This window comes from Brevundimonas sp. (genome assembly GCF_018608325.1).
Lineage (GTDB): Bacteria > Pseudomonadota > Alphaproteobacteria > Caulobacterales > Caulobacteraceae > Brevundimonas.
Window position 1 is genome coordinate 875 of the sequence record NZ_JABAZW010000077.1, and the last position, 12,176, is coordinate 13,050.

Consider the following 12,176-nt stretch of genomic DNA (forward strand, 5'->3'; position numbering starts at 1 on the left):
CCGCCACAGCCGTTGCAGCGGATGGGCGGCATAGAGATCAAACAGCCGCTCAAGGTCCGGGTCCGCTGAGCGCAGGCCGGTCAGGACGCCGGAGAAAATGGGGAAGAAGGCGACGGCGGCGGCCAGAGCGACCACGGCCCGCTCGGCATGGTCGATGCCGAACCAGATCAGCACCAGCGGGGCGATGGCGACAATGGGCGTGACCTGCAGCACGACCGCCAGAGGCCGCACGGCCCGCTCAGCCGCCTGATGCAGGGACACGGCCAGAGCCAGCCCTGTGCCGATGATCCCGGCGACCAGAAGTGCGGTCAGGGCCATGCGGAAGGTGACCAGAGCCGAGGCGGCCAGACGCGGTCCCGCCTGAACCAGCGCGACCGCGACATCGCTGGGCGGCGGCAGGAAATAGACCGGCAGGTGCAGCAGACGGCAGGCCGCTTCCCAGACCAGCAGCAGGATCAGGGTCAGGCCGACGGGCGGGGCGAAGTCCAGCAGGCGCTTCATGACGCCGCCTGTGCGGATGTGGTCAGGTTGGCGGCCATGCTGGCGGCAAGCGCGTCGGCGACGGCCTCGACTGTCTGGCGATAGGCGGGATCGGCGCGCCAGTGATCGGGACGCGGAGCGGCGCCGGGCGTGGTCAGGTCGGCGGCGGGGCGGCCCGATGCGGCGTTCAGAACCACGACGCGCTGGGCCAGATAGACGGCCTCCTCGACATCATGGGTGACGAAGACGATGGCGGGGCGTGGAGCAGCGGCGGCCCATAGGCTGTGCAGATCCTCGATCAGACGGCGGCGGGTGACGCTGTCCAGTGCGGCGAACGGCTCGTCCAGCAACAGCAGGTCAGGGCGGGTGACCAAAGCACGCGCCAGCGACACCCGCATGGTCATGCCGCCGGATAGTTGGGCCGGACGGGCGGTCAGACGCTGGCCCAGACCGACGGCGCTCAGGGCCTCGTCTGCACGGGCGCGGGCCTCGGTTTTTGAGGCACCCGCCAGTTCCAGCGGCAGGGCGACATTGGTCCGGGCGTCGGCCCAGGGCATCAGGGTGGGGCTTTGAAAAACGAAGCCGGTGCGGCCGGGGGCGGCGGCGCGGATCACATTGCCCGATGACGCCTGCTCCAACCCCGCCAACAGACGCAGGGTGGTCGACTTGCCGGCGCCCGAGGCCCCGACCAGAGCCACGATCTCACCCGGCGCGACGGTCAGGTCCAGCGGCCCCAGAGGCGCACGCGAGGGCCAGTCGACGACGACCTGATGCAGCGCCGCGATCGGGTCGGTGTCAGCCACGGCCCGGCAGATAGTTGTTCGTGAAGGCGTCACGCCAGTTCAGATTGGCGTCATAGATGCCCGCCTGACTGGTCACATCGAAGAAGGCCTTCCAGCGTTCCTCGGTCATGGAGCCCAGACCATACAGGGCCGCATCCCCGCCATCGACAATGTCATAGTCGCGCAGCTTGGCGCGGGCCTGATCCAGGATGTCCTGGGTCATGTCGGGGTTGTCCTTGCGGATCAGGGCGTCCGCCGCCGAGGCGTCGCCCCGGATATAGTCGCGCCAGCCCTCGGCCGAGGCGGCGATGAAGCTGCGCAGGGTGGCGCCATTGTCGCGCGCAAAGGCGGTGGGGGCCAGAACCATGGTGGCGTAGGACGGATAGCCCTCATCCGCCAGCAGGAAGACCTTGGGCTCGAACCTGGCCTGCTGTTCGATGGTGTAGGGCTCGCTGGTCAGATAGCCCTGCTGCACCGCCCGCTTGTCCGACAGGAAGGGGGCCAGGTTGAAGGTGTATTTCCTGACCTCGTCGTCGGTGAAGCCGTACTTGGCCTTCAGCCAGACCCAGAAGGCGTTAACCGAGGCGTCGGCCAGCAGGATCGGGCGGCCCTTCAGGTCAGCAATGGATTTCAGCGCCGGATCGGGGTGGGCGATCAGGACCTGCGGGTCCTTCTGGAAGAAGGCGGCGACGGCCTTCACCGGGGCGCCCGCTGCGACCAGATTCATCGGGATGAAGCTGTTGGAGCCCATGCCCAGCTCAACCGCGCCTGCGGCCAGCAGTTGCGGCACGTTCACGCCCGGCCCGCCCTGTATGATCTGGACGTTCAGGCCGCGCTTCTCATAGGCGCCGGAGGCCAGGGCCTGATAGAATCCGCCATGCTCGGCCTGGGCGCGCCAGTCGGTCGCGAAACGCAGGCGCACGCGGCCCTGCTCATCCACCGGGGCCGGCGACCGGTCACAGGCCTGAAGACCCAGAGCCGCAACGCCAAGCGCAGCCGCGCCGCCTGCAAGCAGGGCGCGGCGACGGTTCAGAAGGGGGCGATTCCCGCGCGCATTCATAGGCCATGCTTTACGGGGGGAAGGCGGCGTTGGGAAGGCGGCGGTTTATTCGGCTGGGGCTTCGGCCTGTGTCGTTTCGCCGTTTCCCCGGGCGCCGATATGATAACGCACCGGCACGATGCAGCCCACGCCGGGCGTTGTTCCGCTCTCTGCGCGGGACGAACGCACAGTGGTCATGCCGCCCTCGCCGAAAGCCGACGCGGGCTGGGCGTCCAGCAAGGTCACATTGCCCAACTGGCCCCAGGTGGCGACATCGAACCGGACCAGAGCCCAGCCTTCGATCTGCCTGTCATTGAACCCCTTGGGGTAGGTGTCGGGGTTTGGGCGGATCTGCAGACGCGCCCTGACATCCGTAGGGCAGGACCCCAGCGGTTCGTCCGCCCTGTCCGGCATGGCCGGGGCGGGCAGGGTCGGTCCGGTACGGTAGAAATTATAGACGCAGCCCTTCAGCGGGGCGCCGCCTTCGACGACTGTCGCGGACACCGCGCGGCGGCTTTCGGCGTCGAAGGCGCGGTCGCCTGATGATCCCAGGGTCCGCACATTGGTCGCGCGGCCTTGCGCGTTGATGTCCCAGCGTACGACCGTCCAGGCCTTGCCGCCCGGCGGCGGGCGCTGGCCGACCAAGTTGTCAGGGTATGAGACCGTGCGCGGACGACGCCCGCCGCGACGGTCGCCGCCGCAGTTCGCCTCCGCACCCGCCAGGCGGTTGCCGACGGCGTCGCGAACTGCTCCTCGGGTGCGGGTGACGGCGAAATAACGCAGCAGGTCGCCGCTGGCCGCCTCGGCGATGGGCACGGGCCGATAGCTGACGGTCAGCAAGCAGTCGCTTCGTGCGCCACCCGCAAACCGCCAGGCCGCCAGCGCCGCCAGAGGATCGGCGCTATGGCTGGTGAAGCGCCCGTGGGGGGATGGGATCGGCTTGATGTCGCGTGTGCGGCCATCCTCGGCGATGGAAAAGCGGATCAGCGTATCCGGCGTTTCGACTGCGCCTGCGGATTGCACGCTCTGGACCGCGAGGTCGTCGCTGTAGGCCGCATGGACGGTTTCGCCACCGCAGGTCGCCTGAGCTGTCGGCAGCAGAAGGCTGATGTTTTCGACATCGGCTGTAATGACTGGGCCGCGCTGAAATGAGGGCGCGATGGGCGGGGGATGAGGAATGGGCGGCAGAGACTGGGGGGCGGCCGACGCCGTTATGGGCCATGCCGCCAGTCCGACGCCCAGCAGGATCAGGGGTGCACGCATGGTTGTCTCCGTCTGCACGGACAGGGTGTGCGGGCGGCGCTGGCCTGTCTAGCGTGTTTTCGTGACGGACCCTGGAATTGAGCGAGGGGACGAAGCGTTCGGGCGGACCCGTGCTCTTCGTCCCCTCGCCAAGTCCGGGTTGGACTTGGCCTTCTGGGTCTGGACCTCGGCGTCAGCGCCGTCGCAGGCGAACCTGAAAGGGTGGTCGGCTGTATCCTGTCGCGCTCCTGGTCTTCGGCGTTCCGCAGGTTTGCACCCACGCCGTCCGTCGATCCCGATCCGGTTCCCCTGTTTCGACGATCCGAAGACCGGTCGAAGACTGGAGCCTTGATCCCGCCTGCCGCACGTTACGATCCGAAGATCGCCCGAAGCGTCGGGTCGGAGAGCCGGGCCGGTTCGCTTGATTTCCGGGTCTCCCCGGATTTCCGCGCCGCCGTGTCCCTCGGCCCGTTGACGTTCCGATGAAACCCGCTATGAGGCAAGCGTCCCAAATCGTCCCGATGTGCATGACTGGCCCGGCGGCGGTGGACAAACCTGTGAACATCGGTGGACGGATCAAATTCGCTTTTGCGGATCAGCGATTTGCGTTGTCCACAGAAACGCGGCGCCGCTCAGGCCGTCCATGTCTGCGTGAAGACGCGGGCGAAGTTGGCGCCGAGAACCTTGTCAGCGACGCGGGCGGAATAGCCGCGTTTCAGCAGTTCTTCGGCGATGACGGCGCAGCGGTCGGGGCGGTTCAGCCCGGTGACGAAGGGCGGCGGGCCTTCGCCGGGGGCGGCGACGCCTGCGGCCTTGCGGGCCTCAAGGCTGGCGTTCCATTCGGCCATGCTCTCGGCCGAGGTGTCGAAGGGCCATAACAGGGCGTCGCTGCCGATGCCGACGTGATCTTCGCCTGCGATGTTCAGGGCGTGGGTCAGGTGGGCGAAATAGACGTCCAGCGACGGCTGGGCGGGAGCCGTCGTCAGATAGCTGAGCTCATAGAGGCCGATGACGCCGCCCCGGTCGGCCAGGGCGCGGATCAGGCGGTCGGACTTGTTGCGCGGGTGGGCGTGAACGGCGTCGCAGCCTGCGTGGGTGATCAGGACCGGCTTTCTGGAGGCGGCGATGGCGCCGAGGCTGGAGGCCTCATCGCTGTGGCTGACATCGACCGAGACGCCCAGCCGGTTCATCCGCTCCACCGCCTGTCGGCCCAGCAGCGTCAGGCCGGTGGAGGGCGAGGACATGGTGCCAGAGGCGAAGGGGGTGGTGCGGTTGTAGCTGAGGCCCATGACCAGCACGCCCGCCGCGCGGAACTGGTCGATGGCGTCCAGGTCGCCTTCCAGCATTTCAGCGGCTTCGAACGAATAGATGATGCCCAATCTGCCGCTGGCCTTGGCGCGGGCGAAGTCGGCGACGCTGGTGATCTTGGTATAGAGGTCGGGGTTCAGGGTGACGCATTTGTCGATGGCGGCGATAGATTCAGCTGTCTCTGCGCGGCTCTCGTTGCCGGAGCCGCCGATGGTCAGTTTGGCGGCGGTCAGGCCTGATGCCTTGATGATGTCGCGGGTTTCCTGATCCAGTGGTTTGTCTGGATCAATGGGCAGGATCAGATTGCCGTTGATGACGACGGCGTCGCGATAGAGACGGGCGGCGGAGGTCGTGGTCGATGCGCGGGGAAGGCCAGCACAGGCCGCCAGGCACGAGGCGGCGACGGCGCCCAGGAAGATGCGGCGGGTGGTGATCATGGCCGGAGGTCTCCGCGTGAATGCAGAATGTGTAGGGGCCTACTTATCTGTGGCCGGGTCCACGTCGTCCAATGAAATTCTGGACATGATCCGGTCGAAGACCGAGCGACGATCCAGAGCCTCATCCAGTTGGTCGAGCAGCCGCACCACGTCGCCCGCCTCGTCGTTCAGATCCTGAGCGGCGGCCGTGAAGGCGTCCCACAACGGCGTCATTCTGGCGACCAGCGCCTGGCCCTGATCCGTCAGGCTCAGCAGGCGACGGCGGGCGTCTTCAGGCGCGGGGGAGGAGGCGATCAGGCCCGCCTTCTCCATCGAGCGGCTGGTCTCGCTGACCGAGGCGTGGGTGATGCGAAGAATGGCGGCGATTTCGCCCACGGCCATGGGGCGGTCGTGTTCGATCAACTGGCGCAGGACGCCGTACCAGCGCTGCTCGAACCGGACGTCGAGGGCGGCATAGACGCGGGTGCTTTCGCGGTCGATCCGTTCTGATGCTCGCCGCAACCGTGCGCCCAGAGCCGCACCGCCGAAACTGCGGCTGTAGTCTTGAGGGTGGGACATGGTGAAGCCAGCGTGGATTAAGTGACGCGCTTTGTCGCCTATTCGCCCGCCACGTCCAAATTTCGGGACAGCCGCGCGTCCAGCCAGCGCAGGATTGCGGTGCTGGCTCCACGGGCGGCGGGGCCGCCGAAGTGGAGGAAGCCGTGCGGGGTTTCGGGGACGCGGATCAGGTCGACATCGGCGATCCGGCCCCAGCGGCCGGCCATCAGAAGGCTGTCGTCGAACAGGGGGTCCAACTCGCCGGCCAGAAACAGGGCGGGCGGCAGGCCGGTGGGATCGGCGTAGAGGGGCGAGACATCGGGCTGGCGCAGACCCGCTTCATCACGGTCGGGGGCCAGTCTGGCCAAATCTGCGCGCATGGTCGGGCCGTTGAACAGCAGGACCTGCGGCCCCGCCGCGCGCACGCTGTCGGTGCCTGACAGGTCATAGACGCCGTAGGCCAGGACGCAGCCCTTCACCAGATCGATCAACCCCTGATCACGCAGGGCCAGCGCCGTCAGGGCCGCCAGATGCCCGCCCGCAGACTCGCCCAGTATGAACAGGCTGGAGGCGCCCAATCTGTCGACATTGGTCACGGTCCAGTAGGCGGCGGCCAGACAGTCGGCGATGGCGGCGTCGATATAGACGTGGCGGCGTTCCGACAGCAGGCGATAGTCGACCGAGACGACGCAATAGCCGTTGTGCGCCAGATAGCCGTTCAGCCGGTCGTTCAGGCTGGCGCCGCCCAGAACCCAGCCGCCGCCGTGGATGTCCAGAACAATGGCGCGGGGCGTGCCGGACGGGCGAAGAATGCGTAGATGCACCGGGTGGTCGCCGTCTGTGTGGACGATCTCGACCGTGACGCCGCGCTTCTTCAGGCGCGGCGTGGTGACGGCCGCGGCGGCGGCCTCCAGCCAGACGGACAACTGCTGGCCCGCCTCGACCCGCCAGGGATCGGTCCGAAAACGCGGAGCGCGGTTCAGCAGGGCGTTGAGGCGGCGCTGCGCCGCTAACTGCGGCGCCGGAAAGTCGACTGTGTGGGTGCGCAGCGTCATGTAAGCCCCATTCAGGATCAACCGGCTAAAGCGGCCTTTTTCTCTTCCAGTTCCAGCCATTCCATTTCGGCGTTCTCCAGATCAGCGCGGGCCTTGTCGGCGGCCTTCATGGCGGCGTCGAAGGCTTTGGGATCGCGGCTGTAGAGACCGGGATCGGCCAGGGTGGCGTCGTGTTTGGCGATGACGCCGGGCAGGCTGTCGATCAGGCCTTCCAACTCTTTCAGGCGATGGGCGTCCTTGAAGGTCAGCTTGCCTGCCTTCTTGACCGCAGCCGGGGCGGGGTTGTCGGCGGCGCGCTGGGCGGCGGCCTTGTCCTGCGGGCGAGGATTGGAGCCGGGCTGGAGGAAGCCGGGGTTCTGGCGGATGAAGTCGGTCCAGCCGCCGGGGGTCTCGACGATGTCGCCGCGCCCGTTCAGGGCCAGGGTCGAGGTGGACAGGCGGTCGATGAAATCGCGGTCGTGGCTGACCAGGATCAGGGTGCCGTCATAGCCTTCCAGCAGCTCTTCCAGCTTGTCCAACGTGTCCATGTCCAGGTCGTTGGTCGGTTCGTCGAGGATCAGCAGATTGGCCGGTTTGGCCAGCGCACGGGCCAGCAGCAGGCGGTTGCGTTCGCCGCCCGACAGGGTCGAGATGGGCTGGCGCAACTGGGCCTCGGAGAACAGGAAGTCCTTGGCGTAGGCGGCGACGTGTTTGGAGAAGCCGCGCACGATGATGCTGTCGCCGCCGCCCGGCGTCAGGGCGTCCCACAGGGTCATGTCCGACTTCAGCCCCTCACGCGACTGGTCCAGATAGACGGCTTCAAGGTTCGCGCCCATGCGGACCGTGCCTTCGTCCGGCGCCAGTTCGCCCAGCAGGGTCTTGACCAGGGTGGTCTTGCCCGCGCCGTTGGGGCCGACAATGCCCAGACGGTCGCCGCGGATGATGCGGGTTGTCAGATCCTTGAACAGGGTGCGCCCGTTGTAGCCCTTGGACACGCCCTTGATCTCGGCGACCAACTTGCCCGAGGTGGAGCCGGAATCGACGCCCAGATACAGCTCGCGCGGGGCGTCCTTCATCTTTTCGGCGCGTTCGGCGCGCAGGGCCATCAGGGAGCGGGCGCGGCCTTCGTTGCGGCTGCGACGAGCGGTGATGGAGGAGTAGAAGGTGGCCGTCTCGCGCTCGATGGTCTTGGTCAGGCGACGCAGGGATTCGGCCTCTTCCTCCAGCACCTTGGTGGACCATTCGTCGAACTCGACGAAGCCCTTGCTGAGGGTGCGGACGCGGCGGCCTTCCAGCCAGTGGACGGTATTGGTGACACGGTTCAGGAAGGCGCGGTCGTGGCTGACGACCAGCAGGGCGAACCGGGCCGACAGCAGCTCGTTCTCCAGCAGTTCGATGGCCAGAATGTCGAGGTGGTTGGTCGGCTCGTCCAGCAACAGCAGATCGGGCTCTTCGGCGAAGGCCTTGGCCAGGGCCGCGCGACGCGTCTCGCCGCCCGACAGGCCTTGGGTCGATTTCGCCGGATCAAGACCGAAGGTGGACAGCCAGGATTCCGCCGTCCAGCTCTCTGCCTCGCCCGATGAGGCGTAGTCCAGCAGCGTCTCGCCAGTGATGACGGGTTCCTGCGGCACATAGGCGAAACGGGTCGCGGACTGGACCGAACGGTCGCCGCTGTCCGGCTCGATCAGGCCCATGACGACCTTCATCAGGGTGGACTTGCCCGCGCCGTTGCGACCGACCAGGGCGGCGCGGCTGCGCGGTTCGACCGCAAGATCGACGCCGTCGAACAGGGGGCGCTGGCCGTCCTGAAGACGGACGTCCTTGAGCGCGACGAGAGGGGGTCTGGCTGCCATTTGACTTTCGATCCTCCGCCGCGAACGGGGAGGGGGCCGCGCGTAGCGAGGCGGAAGGGAAGGAACGACTGCGATCTAAGGGTTGTGAGGCGCAGTTTCCACCGGAAAGGCGTTTGGAGGCCTGGGAACGTCAGCAATGCTCGGGAGTTAGGCTGCGGACGTGGGGCTGATCGGGGCTGTTGATATGTTACCGTCCAGACGGTATGTGGCCGAAATGGACACGACGACACGCCGCCGGGCGCCCGATACGACGAGAACTGAAATCCTGGACAAGGCGCTGGAAGTGGCTGCGGAGTTGGGGGTGCTGGGCTTTACGCTGGATGCCGTGGCCGCGCGGACGACGGTCAGCAAGGGCGCTGTGCTGCATCATTTTCCGACCAAGAAGGCGCTGCTGGCGGGCATGATCGACCATCTGGGCGAGATGCACAGCGACGCGGTTCTGGCCGAGGCGGCGCGCGACCCGGAGCCCTATGGCCGCAATGCGCGGGCCTATCTGCGCTCGGTGGTGAATGAGCCGGTGACGCCGCAGGACGTGAGCATCGGGCGGGTGGTTCTGGCCGCCTGCGCCATTGATCCGTCGCTGTCGCAACGCTGGAACAGCTGGGTGACCCTGCCGATCCGGTCGGCGCGGATGACGCCCTGCTGCTGCGGCTGATCGCGGACGGGCTGTGGATGTCGGACCTGTTCGGCACCCACCCGGTGTCGCAGGAGCAGAGACAGGCGCTGCTGATGCTGCTGACGCCCGGCCAACTGCTGACGGCGAACGACATATGAGCCCTGTGACATGGGCGGCTCTGTCGGGCGCCATCGCGCTGGAGGTGGTGGGGACGACCCTGTTGAACCACAGCCAGCAGTTCACGCGGGCCTGGCCCACGGCGGGCATGGCGCTCTGCTACGGGCTGGCGTTCTACCTGCTGTCGATCGCGCTGAAACAGATGCCGGTGGGGATCGCCTATGCGATCTGGAGCGGGCTGGGCGTGGTGGCGATCTCGGTGATCGGGCTGGTGGTGTTCAAGCAGAGGCTGGACCTGCCTGCCGTGATCGGCCTGACGATGATCGTCGGCGGGGTGGTGGTGATCAACCTGTTCTCCAAGGCCGTGTCGCACTGATCCTGCGGCGCCGCTGACGAGTGAGGGGGCGACATGGGGCGGATCGGCGCGTATGAGGCGCGCCATGCAGCCCTACTGGCAGACCAAGACCCTGGCCGAAATGTCCCCGCGTGAGTGGGAGGACCTGTGCGACGGGTGCGGCCTGTGCTGCGTCATCCGGTTCGAGGATGAGGATACGGGCGATGTCATTCCGACGCGGGTTCACTGCAAGCTGTTTGATCCCGACGCCTGCACCTGTTCGGACTATGTGAACCGGAACGCCCAGGTGCCGGACTGTATCAAGCTGACGCCGAACAATATCGAGCGGTTGGCGTGGATGCCCAAGTCCTGCGCCTATCGCCGTCTGAATGAGGGGCGCCCGCTGGCCGCGTGGCATCACCTGATTTCGGGCAGCCGCGAGACGGTGCATACGGCGGGCGTGTCGGTGCGGGGGCAGACGATCTCGGAACTGGCGCTGGCCCAGCCGGAGGATGCGCTGGACTTCGAGGCTCCGGAATGGGCGCTGGAGCGCGGCTGATGGATTTTTCGGTCCAGCGCACGCAATGACGCTGGTCTGATCCCTTTCAAATCATGAACTTAGCAGTTTCTCGAGGCGATCTGCGCGCCTGAGGACGCTGGTGCGCTATGGTTTGTGCATGGCGGGAAATGGGGATGAGACGGGGGCCGGGGGCGAGAGCGCCGGCTGGCTGGACCACGTCTGCGAAAGACTGAAAGCCAAGGTCGAAGAGGCGGTTCAGGCGGTGTGCGACGCACCGCCGCCGACAAGTCTGGCCGAGGCCGAGAAGCTGGCGCGGGCCGCAGGCGTGATCGCCCGATCGGCCAAGGCGGTGGACGGTCTGATGTCCCGCCCCGAACGCAAAACTGAAGAGGATGAGATGGGCGGTGAACACTTCGATCCCGAAGAGGACGAACGACTGCGCGCCGAACTGTGCGGCCACCACGAACGCCTCGACCGGATTCTGGAGGAAAAACGAGCCGAGGCTGCTGAGCGGGCGCGAGCTAAGGCGGGAGGTGCGCCGCTGGCGGGTGGCGAAACACCAGATTGAGCCGCAGGACGACGACTGGCGCACCTGGCTGCTGCTGGGCGGGCGCGGGTCGGGCAAGACCTTTGCCGGGGCCGTCTGGATCGACGCTCTGGCACGGCAGGAGACACGTAACTTCGCCCTGATCGGACCCGCGCTGCATGATGTGCGCGAGGTGATGGTTGAGGGGGTGTCGGGGCTGAAAAGCCTGACGCCGGTGGGCGAGCGGCCGCGCTGGGAGGCGGGGCGGCGCAGGTTGGTTTGGCCCGACAACGGATCGGCGGCCTATGCGTTTTCGGCGGAAGACCCCGACAGCCTGCGCGGACCGCAGTTTCACTATGCCTGGGCTGACGAGTTCTGCGCATGGCGGAACCCGGAGGCGGTGCTGGCGAACCTGAGGTTTGGGCTGCGTCTGGGGCAGGAGCCGCGCCTGACGGTGACGACGACGCCCCGGCCGATCCCGGCGCTGCGGACGCTGATGGCCGAGGCCGGGACGGTGACGGATCGGGCGGGGACGCAGGCGAATGCGCAGAACCTGTCGCCCGGTTTTCTGGCCCACTTGAAAGCGCTGTATGGCGGGACGCGGCTGGAGGCGCAGGAACTGGACGGGCTGGTGGTCGAGGGCGAGGGGGCGCTGTTCCGCATCGAGGATTTGAAAAGGGTGCGGGGCGCGCGGCCTGCAGAGTTTGACCGGGTTGTCGTGGCGGTCGATCCGTCCGCCACGTCGCATGGCGACGCGTGCGGAATCGTGGTGGCTGGTCGGCGCGAGGGGCGGGCCTTCGTGCTGGCGGATCGGACGGTGCAGGGCCTGTCACCCGGCGGCTGGGCCGGGGCGGTCACAACGGCGGTCAAGGCGTTCGACGCTCAGGAAGTGACCGCAGAGGCCAATCAGGGCGGTGAGATGGTGAGGACGGTTCTGGTGCAGGCCGGATGCCCGGCGCCGGTGAAGCTGGTCCATGCCTCCCGTTCCAAGGCGGCGCGGGCCGAGCCGGTGGCTCTGCTGTACGAACAGGGGCGGGTGGTCCACTGCGGCGACTTTCCGGCCCTGGAGGAGGAGATGCTGGGGCTGGGGGGCGAGGGCGGCAAGTCGCCTGACCGCGCCGACGCCCTGGTGTGGGCGATCACGCGGCTGATGCTGCAGCCGATCAAGGCGGGACCGAGGATGAGAGCGCTTTAGCGCTGTCCGCCGCCCAGGATTTTTGAACAGGAGAGACGACATGCCGGCCATTCCCGAACGGGACGGATTGCTGAGTCATGGGCGGGACGCGAGCGGTCCGGCCAGACGCGCGGCGACGGTGACGCCCAGTGATGCAGCGGACCTGCCGAGCTACGC

14 protein-coding genes are annotated in these 12,176 nt (G+C 67.4%); 6 read left to right on the top strand and 8 right to left on the bottom strand.

Features of this window, described 5'->3' with window-relative positions; all coding sequences use genetic code 11:
* From QZ281_RS08035 to QZ281_RS08070, 8 genes are all read right to left on the bottom strand, one after another.
* Positions 1–501 (bottom strand): ABC transporter permease subunit (locus QZ281_RS08035; RefSeq protein ID WP_292226943.1); only part of this gene is annotated, 501 nt, incomplete at its 3' end.
* A complete protein-coding gene (locus QZ281_RS08040) occupies positions 498–1,283 on the bottom strand; it encodes an ATP-binding cassette domain-containing protein (protein ID WP_292226945.1) in 786 nt (261 codons plus the stop codon). The genes QZ281_RS08035 and QZ281_RS08040, both read right to left, overlap by 4 nt.
* Complete coding sequence (locus QZ281_RS08045) at positions 1,276–2,322, bottom strand: ABC transporter substrate-binding protein (RefSeq protein WP_292226948.1); 1,047 nt, start codon at positions 2,320–2,322, stop codon at positions 1,276–1,278. The genes QZ281_RS08040 and QZ281_RS08045 overlap by 8 nt, the downstream gene beginning before the upstream one ends.
* A 45-nt stretch (positions 2,323–2,367) precedes the next feature.
* Complete coding sequence (locus QZ281_RS08050) at positions 2,368–3,564, bottom strand: TonB C-terminal domain-containing protein (protein WP_292226950.1); 1,197 nt, start codon at positions 3,562–3,564, stop codon at positions 2,368–2,370.
* 611 nt (positions 3,565–4,175) lie between these two features.
* Positions 4,176–5,288 carry a membrane dipeptidase gene (locus QZ281_RS08055; protein WP_292226953.1) on the bottom strand — a complete coding sequence of 371 codons (1,113 nt, stop codon included), beginning with the start codon at positions 5,286–5,288 and terminating at the stop codon, positions 4,176–4,178.
* A gap of 39 nt (positions 5,289–5,327) precedes the next feature.
* Positions 5,328–5,846, bottom strand: coding sequence for a MarR family transcriptional regulator (locus tag QZ281_RS08060; RefSeq protein ID WP_292226955.1), 519 nt, complete (start codon positions 5,844–5,846; stop codon positions 5,328–5,330).
* Between the two features lie 38 nt (positions 5,847–5,884).
* A complete protein-coding gene (locus QZ281_RS08065) occupies positions 5,885–6,880 on the bottom strand; it encodes an alpha/beta hydrolase (protein WP_292226957.1) in 996 nt (331 codons plus the stop codon).
* Positions 6,881–6,897: 17 nt separating this feature from the next.
* Positions 6,898–8,712, bottom strand: coding sequence for an ABC-F family ATP-binding cassette domain-containing protein (locus QZ281_RS08070; protein ID WP_292226959.1), 1,815 nt, complete (start codon positions 8,710–8,712; stop codon positions 6,898–6,900).
* 214 nt (positions 8,713–8,926) lie between these two features.
* On the opposite strand from QZ281_RS08070, the gene QZ281_RS08075 reads away from it, so the two are divergent.
* From QZ281_RS08075 to QZ281_RS08100, 6 genes are all read left to right on the top strand, one after another.
* Positions 8,927–9,367: a TetR/AcrR family transcriptional regulator gene (locus QZ281_RS08075; RefSeq protein WP_292226962.1), complete on the top strand. Its 441-nt coding sequence runs from the start codon at positions 8,927–8,929 to the stop codon at positions 9,365–9,367.
* A 17-nt stretch (positions 9,368–9,384) separates the two neighbouring features.
* Positions 9,385–9,486, top strand: coding sequence for a hypothetical protein (locus QZ281_RS08080; RefSeq protein WP_292226965.1), 102 nt, complete (start codon positions 9,385–9,387; stop codon positions 9,484–9,486).
* On the top strand, positions 9,483–9,821 hold the full coding sequence (locus QZ281_RS08085) for an SMR family transporter (RefSeq protein ID WP_292226968.1): 339 nt from the start codon (positions 9,483–9,485) through the stop codon (positions 9,819–9,821). Before QZ281_RS08080 ends, QZ281_RS08085 begins: the two co-directional genes overlap by 4 nt.
* A gap of 64 nt (positions 9,822–9,885) precedes the next feature.
* Positions 9,886–10,338 carry a YcgN family cysteine cluster protein gene (locus QZ281_RS08090; RefSeq protein WP_292226969.1) on the top strand — a complete coding sequence of 151 codons (453 nt, stop codon included), beginning with the start codon at positions 9,886–9,888 and terminating at the stop codon, positions 10,336–10,338.
* 118 nt (positions 10,339–10,456) lie between these two features.
* Positions 10,457–10,867, top strand: coding sequence for a hypothetical protein (locus QZ281_RS08095; RefSeq protein WP_292226972.1), 411 nt, complete (start codon positions 10,457–10,459; stop codon positions 10,865–10,867).
* Complete coding sequence (locus QZ281_RS08100; protein ID WP_292226975.1) at positions 10,833–12,020, top strand: terminase family protein; 1,188 nt, start codon at positions 10,833–10,835, stop codon at positions 12,018–12,020. Before QZ281_RS08095 ends, QZ281_RS08100 begins: the two co-directional genes overlap by 35 nt.
* Positions 12,021–12,176 lie beyond the last annotated feature (156 nt).